The sequence below is a fragment of the Bradyrhizobium genosp. SA-3 genome (assembly GCF_004212635.1).
In the GTDB taxonomy this organism is placed as follows: Bacteria; Pseudomonadota; Alphaproteobacteria; order Rhizobiales; family Xanthobacteraceae; genus Bradyrhizobium.
Genome location: NZ_PSRT01000085.1, coordinates 17,103 through 35,306, shown reverse-complemented (window position 1 = coordinate 35,306; position 18,204 = coordinate 17,103). Strand labels below are relative to the sequence as shown.

The window sequence follows — 18,204 nt, the reverse complement described above, 5'->3', positions numbered from 1 at the left end:
CGGCGCCCGCCCGCAACGGGCCCGCGCCGCGTCGCCGGCTGATTCCTTTCCATGTCGGCTTCTCAAACTTCGCGGAAAAATCAGCAAGGCGCCATGAACCAGCATCTGCGTTCCGATCCCATTCCCTTCATCGATGTCGGCGCGCAGCGCCGCCGGCTCGGCGCCTCGCTCGATGCGGCCGTGAAGCGGGTTCTCGACCATTGCCAGTTCGTCAACGGCCCTGAGGTCTTTGAGCTGGAGAAGCAGCTTGCGGCCTACAGTGGTGCCAAGCACGTCATCGGCTGCGCCAGCGGCACCGACGCGATCCTGATGGTGATGATGGCGAAGACTGTCGGGCCCGGCGATGCCGTGCTGTGTCCGTCCTTCACCTTCATTGCGACGGCGTCGCCGGTGGCGCGGACCGGTGCGACGCCGGTCTATGTCGACGTCGACGAGGCGACCTTCAACATGAGCCCGGAGTCGCTGAAGCGCGGCATCGCGACCGCCCGCAAGGCTGGGCTCAAGCCCGTCGCGGTCATTCCGGTCGACCTGTTCGGCCAGCCCGCCGATCATGACACTATTGCCGAGATCGCCAGGGCCGAGGGCCTGTTCGTGCTCGACGACGCCGCGCAGGGCTTTGGTGCGAGCTACAAGGGCCGCAAGCTCGGCACGCTCGGGCACGCCACCGCGACCAGCTTCTTTCCCGCCAAACCGCTCGGCTGCTTCGGCGACGGCGGCGCGATCTTCACCGACGATGACGAGCTCGCGGCCACGCTGCGCAGTATCCGCGTGCACGGGCAGGGCGTCGACAAATACGACAATGTCCGTCTCGGCCTGACCGGCCGGCTCGACACCATGCAGGCCGCGATCCTGCTCGAGAAGCTGAAGATCTTCGACGACGAGATCGCCGCCCGCAACAAGGTCGCGGAGCGCTACGCGCGTGGCCTGTCCAACGTCGTCACCGTGCCGCGTCTGTCGCCCGGCAACACATCGGTCTGGGCGCAGTACACCATCCGCTTGCCCAAAGGCACCGACCGCGACGGCTTTGCCGCCGCGCTGAAGGCGCAGGGCGTGCCGACCGCGATCTATTACGGCAAGTCGATGCATCAGCAGACCGCCTACAAGTATTATCCGGTCGCAGAAGGCGGCTTGCCTGCTTGCGAGAGCCTGTCGCAGGACGTCATCAGCCTGCCGATGCACGCTTATCTGACCGAAGCCGACCAGGAGCGGGTCATCGCCGCCGTGCGCGGCGCGCTTTCAGCCTGATTGCGCGGTGCTGGCTTGAGGTTAACCTCTCCCGCTTGCGGGAGAGGTCGCGCCGAAGGCGCGGGTGAGGGCTCTCTCCTCTTGGGGAGCCTTTTTTGTGGAAGCAGCCCTCTCCCCAACCCTCCCCCGCAAGCGGGCGAGGGGGCGCACCTTCGTCGCGGCGTGCACCTAGACCTAATCGCGCGATGCTCTACAAGTGACGCATGCTCGGACGCATCTTCACGGTTGGCGGATATACGCTGCTCTCGCGGGTGACGGGATTTGCCCGCGACATCATGCTCGCGGCGATTCTCGGCGCGGGCCCCGTGGCCGACGCCTTTTTCGTCGCGCTGCGGCTGCCCAATCATTTCCGCGCGATCTTCGCCGAGGGCGCCTTCAACGCGGCCTGGGTGCCGGCCTATGCGCATGTCCATGGCGAGAAGGGGGAGGGAGCGGCAAGCCTGTTCGCCGATCGCATCTTCACGCTGCTGCTGGCCTCGCAAATCGTGCTGCTGATCGTTGCCTGGCTGTTCATGCCGCAGGCCATGAGCATTTTGGCGCCCGGCTTTTCCGAGGATGCCGAGCAACGCAAGCTCGCGATCGAGCTCACGCGAATCACCTTTCCTTATCTGCTGCTGATCACGCTGGTGACGCTCTACGGCGGCATGCTCAACGTGATGCAGCGCTTCGCCAGCGCTGCGGCCGCCTCGATCTTCCTCAACGTCGCGATGATGATGACGCTGGCGCTGGCCGCCTGGTTTCCAACCGCGGGCCACGCTGCGGCCTGGGGCGTGCTGATCTCCGGCTTCCTGCAATATTTCCTGCTCGCCGGCGATCTGGGGCGTCATGGCGGCCTGCCGCGCTTTGCGCCCTTGAGGCTCGATGAAGACGTCCGCAGCTTCTTCAAGGCGTTAGGGCCTGCGACGCTGGGCTCAATGGGGACACAGGTCGCGCTGTTCGCCGATACCATCATTGCGACGTTCCTGCCTGCCGGTGCGCTGTCGGCGCTCTATTACGCCGACCGCCTCAACCAGCTCCCGATCGGCGTGATCGGCATCGCCATCGGCACCGTGCTGTTGCCGGAAATGTCGCGGCGGATCACCGCCAACGACCACGACGGTGCGATGAAGGCGCAACGCCGTGCGTTCGATTTCACGTTGCTGTTCTCGGTGCCGTTCGTGGCGGCCTTCATCACCGTGCCCGAGGCGATCATGCGCGCGCTGTTCGCCCGCGGCGCGTTCTCGAAGGCCGATGCGGCCGCGGCAGGTGCAACGCTCGCCGCCTATGCCATCGGCCTGATCCCCTTCGTGCTGATCCGCAGCGCGGTCGCGACTTTCTATGCGCGCAAGGATACGGCAACGCCGGTCCGGGCATCGCTGACCGGCATCGCGGTCAACGTCGCCCTGAAAGTCGCGTTAATGGGATCGCTCGCCCAGATCGGCCTCGCGCTCGCAACAGCCGTTGGTGTCTGGACCAACCTCTTGCTGGTGCTCTTCTTCGCAGTGCGGCGAGGCTTTCTCGTGCCGGACCGCGGCTGGCTGATGTCGCTCGCCAAATTCCTGCTGACCGGATTGATCCTGTCTGCCGCCTTCTGGCTGATTGCGCACTTCAGCGCGGCCATTTTGGCCTCCATGCAGGCCTTCCGGGACGAAGTGACGCTGGCCCTCTTGGCCATCGGGGGCACGATCGTCTATGCGCTCGCGATCCTCATCCTGTTCGGCCGCAACTGGCTGATCTCGCTGGTGCGAGGCTAGGCGTTACCGTCACCGCGTCGTGCGATGCCCCCGCCGGGGCCTTTCATGCGGTTCGCCGATCATGATACGATCTTTGCATATTCGGTGCCGTCCTCAGGCAACAAAGCGATGAGGCAGTGACCATGACATTATTCCGCTCTCCCTGGCCCACATCTCAAATTGACAAGTTCGCCACCAGCAATGCCGACCTGCTGATCCTGATCGGCCGCATCCTGCTTGCATGGGTCTTCGTTGGAAGCGCGTACGGGGCACTTACGAACTTCAGCGGCTCAGTGGGCTATTTTCGGTCGCTGAACCTTCCAATGCCCCAGCTGTTCACGGCAATAACCGTCCTGCTGGAAATACTGATATCGGTTGGTTTGATACTCGGCATTGGAACGCGCTACTGCGCAATTTTGGTTTTGCTATTTGTAGTCGCGGCTACTGCAATCGCACATCGTTACTGGGAATATCCCGCCGGTGCGCAACAGATTGGACAGTACAATAATTTCCTGAAAAACATCTCGATCTTGGGAGGCGCTCTGTTGATCTTGGTCACCGGAGGGGGACGATTGTCGCTCGATCGGAGGCTGGCAGGCTAGCAGCGTTGTTCGTTTCTCAGCGTCAATAGCCAATAATTTTCCTGAACTGCCTGGAGGCGCAAGCATCGTCGCTCCCTCGCAGAGCTGAGAGAGTGCGGCCGCACGATGTGCGCGCTTTGGGTTCGTTCGCCCTTGCGTCATCAGGCGACGCGCAGCCCTGCCAGTTTGGCAGCTGCCAAGCCGCGCCTTAAGGCCACTGCCTTAAGCCCACTATTGCGTCACTTCGCCCTCAGCCTGAACGTAACCTCGAGCAGATGGCTGAGGAGTTTTGAGAGAGGCTTCAAGCGCTCGGCAGTGATTCCGAAGAAAAGCATCAGCCACGTCGCCAGTGCAGCACACCACAATAGACTTTCCAATGTTTCGGGCATGAGGGCACCCCTTCAAAACAAGTACTTGAAATGCGAGCAGTCTTGCCGAACGAAACCCGCGTGGCAAGTCCTCCAATAAGTGGCAAGACGCCGAAATACTCGGAAGTGCGTTAGCTCACCGTGACATTCGCTAAAGCACTGCATCCGGATGTGCGCCGGGGGAAGCAAAACCAATCTGCTGCTGGTGCTCGTCGTCGCGGCGCGGCTGGGCGAATTTCCAGATGCGAATGCCGGAGCGAAGGGCTCGCTTCTAGGATGCAACAGACATCGGCACATCCCTTGATTTTACGCGATTGCCGTGGTACCAGCGTCTCATGATCAAATCAGTGCGCACCGTCAACTTCATGCACATGACCCGCTTCGGCTGGGCCGTGGGAGGAGTCGCGCGCTAGGAATTCGACGACGACATCTTTTCCACCAGGCCCCGCCGGCATCGGACGGGGCCTTTTCTTTGGCCACGCTCCCTGCCGGCTCAACAGCAGGAGCATCCGATGCCACCTCATCAGACGATCATCACATCCGAGACCGAGCGCGATGCCGCGGCGCTCCGTCTCGACCTCCCCATTGCACTGGAAAAGGATATTGCTGGACCAGCGGCCACTTCGGCGCAAAACGTCTTAGGCCTGCTCAAGCAGTGTTGGCGAGCGTTTCAGCGGCGGCGCCCGCGCCAGGGCTTACGGGTCACTTTGCAGGAGCTCAGTGACAGGGAGCTGATGGACATCGGCTTGACGCGTAGCGAGATCGACTACATCACATCTCAACGAGCCATCGATACGCTTAGAGATAGGGCGACGCATCTATGGAGCCGTGGTGGGATGTGACTGATAGGCATCAGACGCGGACATGCGCTTTGCGAGCAAGCGGCGGTCAGCGCGGCCGCTTGTTCATGGGAGTGTGCTGCGGGTTAGTTCGGCAACTATCATGCCAATAGCCGGACCGATCTTCACGGGGAAATGACCGAGCTGCGACCTTTCGCGCCCATCCGCTCTAACAGGCGAGGGCAGCGAACAACTTTCGCGGACTCCGGGTGCCTAAACCCGTTTGCCTTGCAAGTTTTTCCACGGCAATATGCCGCCAAAACAACCATGAGAACGGAAGACAAAATGGCGGCTCCCATCAAATTCGGCGTTGGCCAAAGCGTGCTGCGCAAGGAGGATGACGCGCTCATCCGCGGCAAGGGCCGCTATACCGACGATTACACGCCGCAGGCCGCGCTCCGCTGCTTGATGCTGCGCTCGCCGCACGCGCATGCCAAATACACCATCGATGTGAGCCGTGCCCGCGGCTTACCCGGCGTCGCGCTGATCCTAACGGCCGAGGACGTCAAGGATCTCGGCAATTTGCCGTGCCTGTTCAATCTCGAGACCGATCCCTTCACCGGCCCGCCATACCCGATCCTCGCCAAGGATGAGGTGCGCCATGTCGGCGATGCCGTCGCCTTCGTGGTCGCCGAGACCATCGATCAGGCTCGTGACGCGATCGAGGCGATCGATGTCAAATGGAGCCCGCTGCCGGCGGTGACCGGCGTCGTCAACGCAGTCAAGAAAGACGCCCCGCAGGTCTGGCCGGACAAGCCGGGTAACGTGCTGTTCGACGTCTCGATCGGCGACAAGCAAGCGACGGAAGCTGCCTTCGCCAAGGCGCATGCCGTCGCCGAAATCTCCATCGTCAATCCGCGCGTGGTCGCGAGCTTCATGGAGACGCGCGCGGCGGTGTGCGAATACGACGCCAAGCGCGACCATCTGACGCTGACGGTCGGCAGCCAGGGCAGCCATCGCCTGCGCGACATCCTCTGCCAGAACGTGCTCAATATCCCCACCGACAAGATGCGGGTGATCTGCCCCGACGTCGGCGGCGGTTTCGGCACAAAACTGTTTCCGTACCGGGAATACGCCCTGATGGCGGTCGCGGCGCGACAGCTGAAGAAGGCGGTGAAGTGGGCGGCCGATCGCTCCGAGCATTTCATGGGCGACGCGCAGGGCCGCGACAACGTCACCACCGCCAAGATGGCGCTGGCCGAGGACGGCAAGTTCCTCGCCATGGATTGCGACCTGATGGGCGACATGGGCGCGTATCTGTCGACCTTCGGGCCCTACATCCCGCATGGCGGCGCCGGCATGCTGCCGGGCCTCTACGACATCCAGGCCTTCCATTGCCGGGTGCGCACCATCTTCACCCACAGCGTGCCGGTCGACGCCTATCGCGGTGCCGGACGGCCGGAGGCGGCCTACGTCATCGAACGCCTCGTCGACGCCTGCGCGCGCAAACTCGACATGACGCCGGATGCCATCCGCCGCAAGAATTTCATTCCGCCGAAGGCGCTGCCTTACAAGACCGCGACCGGCAAGGTCTACGATTCCGGCGACTTCGCCGCGCATCTGAAGCGCGCGATGGAGATCGCGGAATGGAAGGAGTTTGGAAAGCGCGCCAAGGCGGCCAAGAAGCAGGGGGTGATCCGCGGCATCGGCCTTGCGAGCTATGTCGAGATCTGCGGCGTGATGGGTGAGGAGACGGCCAATGTCCGCCTCGATCCCAATGGCGACGTCACCGTCCTGATCGGCACGCAATCGAGCGGGCAGGGTCATCAGACCGCCTATGCGCAGATCGTCGCCGAACAGTTCGGCCTGCCGCCGGAGCGCGTGCATATCCGACAGGGCGACACCGACGAGATCGCGACGGGCCTCGGCACCGGCGGTTCGGCCTCGATTCCCACCGGCGGCGTCTGCGTGGAGCGTGCTGCGGGCGATCTCGGCAAGAAGCTGAAGGAGTTCGCAGCGCAGGCGCTGGAAGCGAGCGCGGGCGACCTCGAGATCACCGACGGCATGATCCGGATCGCCGGCACCGATCGCTCGATCTCCTTCGCCGACCTCGCCAAGCGGCCCGGCGCCGATCCGTCGAAGCTGAACGGCAGCGCCACCTTCGCCAGCGCCGACGGCACCTATCCCAACGGCACGCATCTGGCGGAGGTCGAGCTCGATCCGGCGACCGGCATCATCAAGATCGTCAACTATGTGATCGTCGATGATTTCGGCAAGACGCTCAACCCGCTGCTGCTGGCGGGGCAGGTGCATGGCGGCGCCATGCAGGGCATCGGCCAGGCCTTGATGGAGCAGGTGGTCTATGGCGCGAGCGACGGCCAGCTCATCACCGCGACCTACATGGACTACGCGCTGCCGCGCGCGGCGGACGGGCCGGCCTTCGTGTTCGAGACCAACAACGTTCCCTGCAAGACCAATCCGCTGGGTGTGAAGGGGGCCGGCGAGGCCGGCGCGATCGGCTCCTGTCCGGCCGTCGTCAACGCCATCGTCGATGCGCTCTGGCGCGAATACAAGATCGACCACATCGACATGCCGGCAACGCCCGAGCGGGTGTGGATCGCGATCAACGAGCATCACCGCCGTCACAGTCTCTAGGCCCAGATCCTCCCGCGCGGGAATAAACGCCCTGCGCGGGGTTCTATTCATGATGGCCGAATTCCCCCAACCGCCTCGGAGACACAAGCCGATGAGACGAACGATGATTGTCGCGGGTACCCTGCTGCTGGGTGTGGGCGCCGTGACGGCGCAGCAGGAGATCGCCGTTCATCAGGACAATCTGATGCGTTCGCAGGCCAAGAGCCTGTACTCGGTCATTCAGAAGATGACCAAGGGCGACATCCCCTACAACCAGAAGGCCGTCGACGAGGCGATTGCCAATCTGGAAGCCGATGTTGCCAAGATCGCCAAGACCTTCGAGGTCAATCCCAAGCAGGATGTGGTGAACGCGACCTACGGCGCCTCGCAAAAGGTCTGGCAGAACAAGGCCGATTTCGACTCCAAGATCCCTCCGGTGCAGAAGGCGATCGCCGACGTCAAAGGCAAGATCCACAATGTCGCGACGCTGAAGACGGCCTACACCGCGATCAACGACCGCTGCAACGATTGTCACGAAACCTATCGCTTGAAGTTGAAATAGCCGGGCGACGCGGAATTAGTAGCGGCGGTTGCGAAAGTAGCCGCCTTTTTTGCGTGGCCGCGAGTCGCAGCACGGCAGAAATTCCGTCCGCAAGGCCTGACGGATCGCTGCCGGAGCAGCTATCTTTGCACCAACGGCCGTGGCGTTGATGCGAGTCGGCACATCTCCTTCCCGACAGCCTCACGAGGTCGGGGGGTCCAACGCGCGGCAGGCAGCTGAACCAACAGCGAGATAGGCCATGGCAAAACCGTTCCCGTCGAAGACCCACATCGGCAACCATATGCTGCATCCGGAAACGCTGATGCTGACCTATGGCTATGACCCGCAACTGTCGGAAGGCGCCATCAAGCCGCCGGTGTTCCTGACCTCGACCTTCGTGTTCAAGACGGCCGACGACGGCCAGGACTTCTTCGACTACGTCGCCGGCCGGCGCGAGCCGCCGGAAGGGATGGGCGCAGGCCTGGTCTATTCGCGCTTCAATCATCCCAACAGCGAGATCGTCGAGGATCGGCTCTCGATCTACGAGCGCACCGAGAGCTGCGCTCTGTTCTCGTCCGGCATGGCGGCCATCGCAACCACGATCCTGGCTTTCGTGCGCCCCGGCGACGTCATTCTGCACTCCCAGCCGCTCTATGGCGGGACGGAAACGCTGCTGACGAACACGCTTGCGCGTCTGTCGATCGGCGCCGTCGGCTTCGCCGATGGCATCGACGAGGCGGCAGTCAAGCAGGCCGCGGAGGAGGCCATGCGCAAGGGCCGGGTGTCGATGATCCTGATCGAAACTCCCGCCAATCCGACCAACGGGCTGGTCGACATCGCGATGATGCGCCGTGTCGCCGAAGTCATCGGAAAGGCTCAGGGACACACGCCGATCATCGCCTGCGACAATACGCTGCTCGGACCGGTGTTTCAGCGACCGATCGAGCACGGCGCAGATATTTCCTTGTACTCGCTCACGAAATATGTCGGCGGTCATTCCGACCTGATCGCGGGCGCCGCGCTCGGCTCGAAGGCGCTCATGAAGGGGATCAAGGCGCTGCGCGGCGCCATCGGCACACAGCTCGATCCGCATTCCTGCTGGATGATCAACCGGTCGCTCGAGACGCTGAGCTTGCGCATGGAAAAGGCCGATGTGAATGCGCGCCTCGTCGCGGATTATTTGCGCGATCACCCCAAGGTGGCGAAAGTCCACTATCTCGGTCACCACGAGGACGCATCACCAGCCGGACGGGTGTTCGCGGAGCAATGCTCAGGCGCCGGCTCCACCTTCTCGTTCGATATCGTCGGCGGCAAGGAAGCAGCCGTCAAATTCCTCAATGCGCTCCAGATCTTCAAGCTCGCCGTGAGTCTCGGCGGAACGGAATCGCTGGCCAGCCTGCCGGCGACGATGACCCATTCCGGCGTTCCCGCCGACATCCGCCGGAAAATCGGTGTCCTCGATTCCACGATCCGGCTGTCGATCGGGATCGAAAATCCGTCGGACCTGATCGCCGACCTCGCGCAGGCGCTGAACGCGGCTTGAGCGGGGTCAGAGTCGTAGATCTCGTAGCCCGGATGGAGCGAAAGCGAAATCCGGGGGAGACCTATCCACACGCGCAGGCTTCCCGGATTGCGCCATCGGGCGGCGCTTCGCGCCGACCCGTTGGCTCCATCCGGGCTACGAAGTTCAACTGCTGTGGAATCGAAAAGGCCGGACGCTCCCTCCCAGCGTCCGGCCCTTCCGCGACGAAGCAGCGTTTGCGCTTACTTCGTCACCTGGCCGCGGATCTCGCCGCCCGGGTTCGCCGCCGTGTGGATGTTGATGTAGTACTTGCCGCCGAGCAGATCGGCGGCCTGCGCGTCGGTGAGCGTCGCTTCGCCCTTGGCCGGGCTCGAGGCCGCATTCGGGATCGCGACCGCAACGCCGGCGTTCTTGCCGGCCTCGGCCGGGCCATGGAAATGAGCCGCGGTGGCAGGGCCAGAGAGCCCGGAATAGGTGACGGTCCAGGACAGTTTCTTGCTGGCGGCATCGTAATTCAGATCGGCCGTTCCGGTGCCGCTGGTGGTCGTTGCGGGTACCTCGGACTTGCCGTCGAGCGTTGCTTTCAGCTTTTCGGCGCAGGCCGGGCCTGCAAAAGCGACGGCACCGAGCGCGCACATGGCGATGACGGTCTTGTTCATGACATTCTCCCTGCAAAACCCGTTCGGGCTGGCTAACTTTCAACAGTCGGCATTTCAGTTTATTCCCGTTTCCGGCCAGGGCGGGCTAAATTCTTTGTGGTTGGAGCCGCACGGAGATCGGTCATAGGTTCGCCGCAACGAATGAATGGATCAGCATGTTGCAACGAACAATTTTCGTGGCGCTGCTCGTCGCGATCGCCGCTACGTGCATCTATTGGTGGCTCAGCGCGCCGGTGGTGGCGGCTGCGAGCACCACGCCGCCGCCCCATGCGCCTGATCTTGCCAATGGCGAGGTGATGTTCAACGCCGGCGGCTGCGCGTCCTGCCATGCCGTTCCCAACCAGTCCGATCGTCTCAGGCTTGGTGGCGGCGTCGCGATCAAGTCGCCGTTCGGAACGTTCTACGCGCCGAACATCTCGCCCGATCCGGCCGACGGCATCGGCAAATGGACGGATGCCGATTTCGTCAATGCGGTGATGCACGGGGTCTCGCCGTCCGGGCAGCATTACTTTCCGGCGTTTCCCTACACTTCCTATCAGCACGCCAGGCGTGAGGACGTGCTCGATCTCTTTGCGTATCTGAAAACGCTGCCGGCCGTTGCAGGCAAAGTGCGTGACCACGACGTCGGCTTTCCCTTCGACATCCGGCGCAACATCGGCATCTGGAAGTTCTTATTTCTGGACGACAAGCCCTTCGTCGCCGACGCCGCGAAGTCGCCGGAATTCAATCGCGGCGCCTATCTCGTGAACAGTTTCGGCCATTGCGCCGAATGCCACAGCCCGCGCAACGCGCTTGGCGGTATCATTTCCGGCGAGCGGTTTGCCGGCGGGCCCAATCCGGAAGGCGAGGGGTGGGTCCCCAACATCACCCAGAAGCGCCTCGGTGACTGGAGCGCGAAGGATGTTGCCTATTTCCTCAAGACCGGCGAATTGCCCGACGGCGACAGCGCCGGCGGCGCGATGACGCGCGTCATCAAGAACACCTCGCAATTGCCGGATGCCGATCTCGCGGCGATGGCGGACTACGTCAAATCGCTGCCGCCGGTGGACGGGCCGACGCCGCCCAAGCGCAAGCAGGGCAGCTAGTGTAGCTTGATCGGATGTCCGGGGCTGCGGCGTTCAGTGAGACTGTAACCCCTCACCCGGATCGCATCTATCGATGCGATCCGACCTCTCCCTTCGGGAGAGGTGACCCCTTGGCTCGCATCGATTTTACCGAACTCATCTCACATAAAGACGGCGCTAGCCCGTGCCGAACGCCTTGAACGTGATGATGGTGAGGGTGTCCTGGATGCCCGGCAGCACCTGCACCTTCTCGTTCACGAAGTGGCCGATGTCGGTGTCCTTGTCGACGTAGAACTTCACCAGGAGGTCGTATTGACCGGCGGTGGAGTAGATCTCGGAGGCGATCTCGGCTTCGGCAAGCGCATTGGCGACCACATAGGACTGGCCGAGCTTGCATTTGATCTGGACGAAAAAGGGAACCATCGCGGTCACTCCGAAAGCACATCTGGCCGGCTAATAGGCCAAAACCGGCCGCATTTAGCAAGCGAACTTGCCGGCCGCCAGACGCCGGTCAGCCGCTCAGGAGGCGACGGCCGCCGCGGCGAATGCATCCCTGAGCCGCTGCGCAAGCTCGACCTTGCGATAGGGCTTGGTCAGCACGATGGCCTGCGCATGCGCGCGGCCCTGCTCCACCAGGGTCTCCAGCGCGTAGCCCGAGGTGAACAGGACCGGCAGGCCCGGGCGAATCCGCCGCGCCTGATCGGCGAGCTCCCAGCCGCTCATGCCGCCGGGCATCACGATATCGGTGAACAGCATGTCGATGCCGGGATCGGTGCGCAGCTGCTGCAAGGCCTCCTTGCCGTTGACCGCGGCGACGACGCGATATCCGAGAGCTTCCACCCTGCGAATCGCGGAGGAGCGGACGAACGGATCGTCCTCGGCGATCAGTATGGTCTCGTATCCTCTGGGTGCCGTGTCCTCGCCGTCCGCAAGGTCGGCATGTGTTTGCCCTGCATCAGCGCGCGGCAGGTAGATCCGGACCGTCGTCCCAAGGCCAGTCTCGCTGTAGATCGAGACATGGCCATTGGATTGCTTGGCAAAGCCATAGACCATGCTGAGGCCGAGGCCGGAGCCCTTGCCGACCTCCTTGGTGGTGAAGAACGGCTCGAAGGCGCGCGCGGTGACATCAGGCGTCATGCCTTCGCCGTCGTCGGTGACCGAGATCAACGCGTAAGTGCCGGATACGACTTCCGGGTGAAGGACACGATAGTCGTCATCGATCGCAACCAGCTCCGTGCTCAGTGTCAGATGTCCTCCGGATGGCATGGCATCCTGTGCGTTGAGCGCAAGGTTCAGCACGGCGGATTCGAGCTGGGTGCGATCTGCAAAGGCCATGATCGTGCCGGGCCCGGAGCTCGTCCTGATCTCGACATTTTCGCGCAAGGTGCGCTTGAGCAGTTTGAACATGGAATCGAGCAGGCCGCGGCAATCGATCATCTGAGGCTGGAGCAATTGGCGGCGGCTGAACGCGAGGAGGCGCTGCGTCAGCTCGGCGCCCCGTTCGCCCGATTGGCAGATGTCGTCGGCAAACCGCTTGAGGTCGGGCCTCGCCTTGAGCTGCTCGCTGAGGTGCTCGGCGTTGCCGATGATGACGGTCAAGAGATTGTTGAAATCGTGCGCGATGCCGCCAGAGAGCTGGCCGACCGTCTCCATCTTCTGCGCCTGCTGCAGCTGCTGCTCGGTCAGCTTGCGCGTGGTGAGGTCATGGATGATGCCGACGAAGATCAATTCGCCGTCCTGCCGCGCCTGGCCCACCGACAGGTCCATCGGAAAGGTCGATTCATCCTTGCGCAGGCCGATGGCCTCGCCGCCGGTCGCGAAATGCCCCGTGCGGCTGTCGGACGCAGCAGCTGCCTCGGGCATCAGCATGCCGATGTGCCGGCCCATCACCTCGTCAGCCCGGTAGCCGAACAAGCGCTCGCAGGCCGGATTGAACAGTAGGATTCGATCCTGCGCATCGAACAGGATGACCCCGTCGACCGCGGTCTCGACGATTGCGGTGAGGCGCGCCACGCTGTCGCGCATCGCGCGCTGGGCTTCCCCGACCTGCTGGAGCAGGAGCGCCGCGTCGCGGCTCTTGATTTCCTCCTCCTCGAGCGCGGCCTGGACCTGCCGAAGCTCGAACGGAGAGGGAATCGTCAGGATCTTCGGCAGCAGCGGCCAGAGCGCAGCGGCCGTCACCACGGACGCGACCGCTGTGGTCGCCTTGACGAGGCCCTCGATGCCATAGATCGGGACCCAGAGCGTGTAGATCGACAGCACATGGGTCAGGCCGCACGCCATGATGAAGATTGCGAACGCCCAGTAGACCCAGCCGAATTTGAGGTCGCGCCGCTTGGTGACGAGGATCGCGAGGGCAAACGGGATCGGAAAATAGGCGGCAGCGATGCAGGCGTCGGAAACGACATGGAGCCAAATCAGTTCGGGTTCCCACAACAGGCAGATGCCGTGCGGCGACAGCATCGAGGGGTCGAGGAGACGTTCAAAATAGGCCCACATAATTCCACCCCGGGAAGACGTGCGAGCCGGCGGCTCGCGCGAATGGTGTCGCTGGACGATTCTACCACCTAACGTCTCACTCATCGGTGTGGACGCCAAGGGCAGGTTATCAAGGCTATGGCGAGGCTCGATTTTTCAGGCCGGCACGATTGCGGGCGCGATGCCGCGCCGGTTGCGGGCGCGACGGGCCGCCGCGAATCATGGCGGCGGGCCGTGGCGCTTGCTGCTGTTCCACGGTCGCGCTAGGAGAGGCCATGGCGGTGTCCTCAAGCAAATGCATCCCGCGATGACGACCCCGGTCGCGCTCACCATCGCCGGCTCCGATTCGAGCGGCGGCGCCGGCATCCAGGCGGACCTGAAGACTTTTGCCGCGCTCGGCGTCTATGGCGCCTCCGCCATCACGGCGCTGACGGCGCAGAACACGCGCGGCGTCACCGGCATTCACGCGGTGCCGGCGGAGTTCGTCACCGCACAGATCGATGCGGTGTTTTCCGATCTCGATGTTGGGGCTGTGAAGATCGGCATGGTGGCCCAGGCCGCCAGCATCGAGGCGATCGCGGCCGCGCTGTCGCGCTGGGCGCCCCGGCACGTGGTGCTCGATCCCGTGATGGTGGCAACGTCAGGCGACCGGCTGCTGGCCTCCGAGGCCGTCGAAGCGTTGCGCACGAGACTGATACCGCTGGCCTCGGTGATCACGCCGAACCTGCCCGAGGCCGCCGCGCTGCTCGACGCGCCGGTGGCCGAAAGCGAGGCCGAGATCGAAAGCCAGGGGCGCCGCCTGCTGGCGCTCGGCTGCCGCGCAGTCCTGGTCAAGGGCGGGCATGGCGAGGGCGCCGAGAGCATCGACTATCTGGTCGATGCCGACAACACCATCGCGCTCGCTGCGCCGCGCCTCGCTACCAAGAACACCCATGGCACTGGCTGCTCGCTGTCGTCGGCGGTCGCGGCGGGGCTTGCCAGGGGCGAGGATCTCGAGCAAGCGGTGCGCAATGCCAAAGCCTGGATCAGCGCCGCGATCGGAGCCGCCGACCGCTTCAGCGTCGGGCATGGCCACGGGCCGATCCATCATTTCCACAAGTTCTACTGACGCGGGCTCGCTCAACCTCTCCCGCTTGCGGGAGAGGTCGCGCCGAAAGGCGCGGGTGAGCGCTCTCTCCACTCGGGGGTCATCGCTTGAGGAGGCACCCTCACCCCAACCCTCTCCCGCAAGCGGGAGAGGGAGTGCACTTGCCTCGTGGGTTCCAGCGGGAATCTGGTCTTGGGCGGGAGGCCGCTGCGGCGCCATGTCGCCTGATTGTCGCATGCGACTGATATTCGCGGGGAGGGCGAGGCAAGGCGTGATTCGTATTTGAAGGTGCCTCAAAGGTTCAATCGGTCATCCCCCTGTCACGGGACATTGTTACAGGCTGGCGCATGGGAAGCTACGATGTGAGTGATGAAAGCCCGGAGCGGCGCTTTCGCACGTTGTTCATCTCCGACGTCCATCTCGGAGCCCGCGGTTCTCAAGCCGACCTTCTGCTCGACTTCCTGCGCTACCACGATGCCGACACCATCTATCTCGTCGGCGACATCGTCGACGGCTGGGCGCTGAAATCGAGCTGGCACTGGCCGCAATCGCACAACGACCTGGTCCAGAAGCTGCTGCGCAAGGCGCGCAAGGGCGCCAAAATCGTCTACATTCCCGGCAATCACGACGAGTTCCTGCGCAATTATTACGGCACACATTTCGGCGGCATCGACGTGGTCGAGAACACCGTCCATACCGGCGTCGACGGCAAGCGCTATCTCGTCATCCACGGCGACATCTTCGACCTCGTGGTGCAGAACGCGCGCTGGCTCGCCCATCTTGGCGACAAGGCCTACGACTTCGCGATCCAGATGAATCGTTTGGTCAATTTCTTCCGCCGCCTGTTCGGCGTGCCCTATTGGTCGCTGTCGCAATGGGCCAAGCAGAAGGTCAAGAACGCCGTCAACTATATAGGTGCGTTCGAGCAGGCGCTCGCCGCCGAAGCGCGGCGCCATGAGGCCGACGGCGTGATCTGCGGCCACATCCACTATGCCGTGATCCGCGACGAGGCCGGCATCCGCTACATGAATTGCGGCGACTGGGTCGAGAGCTGCACGGCCCTCGTCGAGCACGACGACGGCCATTTCGAGATCATCACCTGGGCGGATCATTTGCAGAAGCCCGCACAAGTTCCGCAGGTCGCGGCAAGAGCTGCCTGATGAGAGCTGCCTGATGCGCATCCTGGTCGCGACCGACGCCTGGCACCCGCAAGTCAACGGTGTGGTTCGGACGCTGACCAAGCTCGCTGATGCTGCCGATGGGCTCGGCGTCGCGTTCACGTTCCTGACGCCGCAATCGTTCCGCACCTTTGCGATGCCGAGTTATCGCGATGTGCGCCTCGCCATGCCGCGTCCGGCGCGAATTGCAAAGCTGATCGAGGAGGCGCGCCCGGACAGCATCCACATTGCGACGGAGGGGCCGATCGGCCTGATGGTCCGCCGCTATTGCCGCCAGCGCAAGCTGCCGTTCACGACCAGCTTCCACACCCGCTTTCCGGAATATGTCCGTGCCCGCGTGCCGGTGCCGGGCTCGCTGATCTGGCGCGCGCTGCGCCGCTTCCATGCGCCCAGCCGTGCCGTGATGGCGGCAACGCCTGCGCTCGCCCGCGAGCTCGGCGAGCGCGGCTTCGACAATGTCGTGCTGTGGCCGCGCGGCGTCGACACCCATTTGTTCCACCCGCGCGCGATCGACCTCTGTCTGCCGGCGCCGGTGTTCCTGTCGGTCGGCCGGGTCGCGGTGGAGAAGAATCTCGAGGCCTTTCTCGATCTCGACCTGCCCGGCACCAAGGTGATCGTCGGTGACGGTCCGGCGCGCGCTGCGCTCGAAGCGGCCTATCCCGATGCGATCTTCCTCGGCGAGAAGCACGGCGAGGCGCTGGCGGAAATCTATGCTGCGGCCGACGTCTTCGTGTTCCCGAGCAAGACCGACACGTTCGGCCTGGTCCTACTGGAAGCGCTCGCGAGCGGCCTGCCGGTGGCGGCCTTCCCGGTGAAGGGTCCCCGCGACGTGATCGGCAATGCGCCGGTCGGCGTTCTCGATCACGATCTGCGCAGCGCCTGTTTCGCCGCGCTCGACATCTCCCGGCAGGACTGCGTCGCGTTCGCCGCCAATTACACCTGGGAGGCTTCGGCCAGGGCTTTCGTGGCTAGCATCGAAGCGGTCGGCGCGGTACTGCCCGGCCGGAACGGGGCGGAACAGCCACGCTTCGTCGCCTGACGGGGAAAATCCTCGCGGGGAGGTGTCTTGCCCGCGGCTCGTCGGCCGCGATAAAGTCGGCCATGACCGAACAGCTCCTCCCGGTCGGCCCCGCCGACATCGACGCCGCAGCGCGCGTGATCGCGCCTTACGCCATCCGCACCCCGCTGTTGTCTTTTCCCGTGCTCAACGAGCGCGTCGGCGCAAAGGTCTTCCTGAAGCCGGAAATGCTCCAGCGCACCGGCTCCTTCAAGTTCCGCGGCGCCTTCAACAAGGTGTTCTCGATTCCGCAGGACAAGCGCGCCGGCGGCGTCGTCGCGTTCTCCTCGGGCAACCACGCCCAGGGCGTGGCGGCCGCGGCAAAAATCCTCGACATGCAGGCGACGATCGTGATGCCGGCGGATGCGCCGCTGTCCAAGCGCGAGCGCACCAAATCCTACGGCGCAGAGGTCGTGCTGTACGATCGCGATCGCGACGACCGCGAGGCGATCTCGCGCGGCATCGCCGAGAAGCGCGGCGCGACGCTGGTCAAGCCGTATGACGATCCCTTCGTGATTGCGGGGCAGGGCACTGCCGGCCGCGAGATCGCGGAGGACATGGCGGGCCTCGGCCTTGCCCCCGATATCGTGGTGGCGCCGGCCTCCGGCGGTGGCCTGATCGCCGGCGTCGCAACGGCGGTGAAGGCGCGCTATCCGCTAGCCGAAATCGTGGTCGCCGAGCCCGAGGCTTTCGACGATCACGGCATTTCGCTGACCGCCGGCCATCGTGAGCCGCATCCGCCGGCGGGCCGCACCATCTGCGATGCGCTGATGGCCCTGATGCCAGGCGAGATGACGTTTGCGATCAACAGCAAGCTACTCGCGCGCGGCGTCACGGCGTCGGATGCCGAAGTCGGTGCGGCGGTGGCCTTCGCCTATCGCGAGCTGAAGCTCGTAGTGGAGCCGGGCGGCGCCGTGGGCCTTGCCGCGCTGCTCGCGGGTCGGCTTGATGTGGCCGGCAAGAACGTCGTCATCGTGCTCTCCGGCGGCAATGTCGACGCGGACTTGTTCGCCGAGCTGGTGGCTTGATTGCAATTGAGCAGTGCTAGCGACTGGGCTCGGTCCACCTCTCCCCAGCGGGGAGAGGTCGGATTGCGCAGCAATCCGGGTGAGGGGCCGCGGCGCACAGTGAGACTGTAACCCCTCACCCGGATCGCATCTGTCGATGCGATCCGACCTCTCCTTTCGGGAGAGGTGGACCGCTTGCCCGGCCTAACGTATCCGATCTCGTCCAGTTTGATTCCCTCACCCGCAGAAAGGGCAGAGCGTTGCCGCTCTGCCCCTTTGTCGTGTGTGGCTG

The 18,204-nt window shown here is 64.0% G+C and carries 15 protein-coding genes; 12 read left to right on the top strand and 3 right to left on the bottom strand.

Features of this window, described 5'->3' with window-relative positions; genetic code table 11:
- Nucleotides 1–93: 93 nt before the first annotated feature.
- The 7 genes from CWO91_RS26935 to CWO91_RS26900 all read left to right on the top strand — a co-directional run bounded on the left by CWO91_RS26935 (nt 94) and on the right by CWO91_RS26900 (nt 9,403).
- Nucleotides 94–1,245 carry a DegT/DnrJ/EryC1/StrS family aminotransferase gene (locus CWO91_RS26935; RefSeq protein WP_165405729.1) on the top strand — a complete coding sequence of 384 codons (1,152 nt, stop codon included), beginning with the start codon at nt 94–96 and terminating at the stop codon, nt 1,243–1,245.
- Nucleotides 1,246–1,448: 203 nt separating this feature from the next.
- Nucleotides 1,449–2,978 (top strand): murein biosynthesis integral membrane protein MurJ, encoded by a 1,530-nt coding sequence (murJ, locus tag CWO91_RS26925; RefSeq protein WP_130217811.1) that lies wholly within the window; start codon nt 1,449–1,451, stop codon nt 2,976–2,978.
- Between the two features lie 122 nt (nt 2,979–3,100).
- Nucleotides 3,101–3,559: a DoxX family protein gene (locus CWO91_RS26920; protein ID WP_130217809.1), complete on the top strand. Its 459-nt coding sequence runs from the start codon at nt 3,101–3,103 to the stop codon at nt 3,557–3,559.
- A gap of 859 nt (nt 3,560–4,418) precedes the next feature.
- On the top strand, nt 4,419–4,748 hold the full coding sequence (locus CWO91_RS26915) for a DUF1127 domain-containing protein (protein ID WP_130217807.1): 330 nt from the start codon (nt 4,419–4,421) through the stop codon (nt 4,746–4,748).
- A gap of 282 nt (nt 4,749–5,030) precedes the next feature.
- Nucleotides 5,031–7,340, top strand: coding sequence for a xanthine dehydrogenase family protein molybdopterin-binding subunit (locus CWO91_RS26910; RefSeq protein ID WP_130217805.1), 2,310 nt, complete (start codon nt 5,031–5,033; stop codon nt 7,338–7,340).
- A gap of 91 nt (nt 7,341–7,431) precedes the next feature.
- Nucleotides 7,432–7,881 carry a cytochrome c gene (locus CWO91_RS26905; protein WP_091891985.1) on the top strand — a complete coding sequence of 150 codons (450 nt, stop codon included), beginning with the start codon at nt 7,432–7,434 and terminating at the stop codon, nt 7,879–7,881.
- 238 nt (nt 7,882–8,119) lie between these two features.
- A complete protein-coding gene (locus CWO91_RS26900) occupies nt 8,120–9,403 on the top strand; it encodes a cystathionine gamma-synthase family protein (RefSeq protein ID WP_130217803.1) in 1,284 nt (427 codons plus the stop codon).
- A 221-nt stretch (nt 9,404–9,624) separates the two neighbouring features.
- Here the strand turns inward: CWO91_RS26900 and CWO91_RS26895 are convergent, their stop codons facing one another.
- Entirely contained in the window at nt 9,625–10,041 is a 417-nt protein-coding gene (locus tag CWO91_RS26895) for a CHRD domain-containing protein (protein WP_091891990.1), read from the bottom strand.
- Between the two features lie 155 nt (nt 10,042–10,196).
- On the opposite strand from CWO91_RS26895, the gene CWO91_RS26890 reads away from it, so the two are divergent.
- Complete coding sequence (locus CWO91_RS26890) at nt 10,197–11,126, top strand: cytochrome c (protein WP_130217801.1); 930 nt, start codon at nt 10,197–10,199, stop codon at nt 11,124–11,126.
- Between the two features lie 156 nt (nt 11,127–11,282).
- On the opposite strand, the gene CWO91_RS26885 is transcribed toward CWO91_RS26890, so the two are convergent.
- Complete coding sequence (locus CWO91_RS26885; protein WP_061878884.1) at nt 11,283–11,528, bottom strand: Lrp/AsnC ligand binding domain-containing protein; 246 nt, start codon at nt 11,526–11,528, stop codon at nt 11,283–11,285.
- Nucleotides 11,529–11,624: 96 nt separating this feature from the next.
- Nucleotides 11,625–13,604 carry a hybrid sensor histidine kinase/response regulator gene (locus CWO91_RS26880; RefSeq protein ID WP_130217799.1) on the bottom strand — a complete coding sequence of 660 codons (1,980 nt, stop codon included), beginning with the start codon at nt 13,602–13,604 and terminating at the stop codon, nt 11,625–11,627.
- Between the two features lie 286 nt (nt 13,605–13,890).
- Between CWO91_RS26880 and thiD the strand changes: the two genes are divergently transcribed.
- From thiD to CWO91_RS26860, 4 genes are all read left to right on the top strand, one after another.
- Nucleotides 13,891–14,691 (top strand): bifunctional hydroxymethylpyrimidine kinase/phosphomethylpyrimidine kinase, encoded by an 801-nt coding sequence (gene thiD, locus CWO91_RS26875; RefSeq protein ID WP_130217797.1) that lies wholly within the window; start codon nt 13,891–13,893, stop codon nt 14,689–14,691.
- 326 nt (nt 14,692–15,017) lie between these two features.
- Entirely contained in the window at nt 15,018–15,830 is an 813-nt protein-coding gene (locus CWO91_RS26870) for a UDP-2,3-diacylglucosamine diphosphatase (RefSeq protein ID WP_130217795.1), read from the top strand.
- Nucleotides 15,831–15,843: 13 nt separating this feature from the next.
- Entirely contained in the window at nt 15,844–16,887 is a 1,044-nt protein-coding gene (locus tag CWO91_RS26865; protein WP_130217793.1) for a glycosyltransferase family 4 protein, read from the top strand.
- Nucleotides 16,888–16,949: 62 nt separating this feature from the next.
- A complete protein-coding gene (locus CWO91_RS26860) occupies nt 16,950–17,933 on the top strand; it encodes a threonine/serine dehydratase (protein ID WP_091892002.1) in 984 nt (327 codons plus the stop codon).
- The last annotated feature ends 271 nt before the right edge of the window (nt 17,934–18,204 follow it).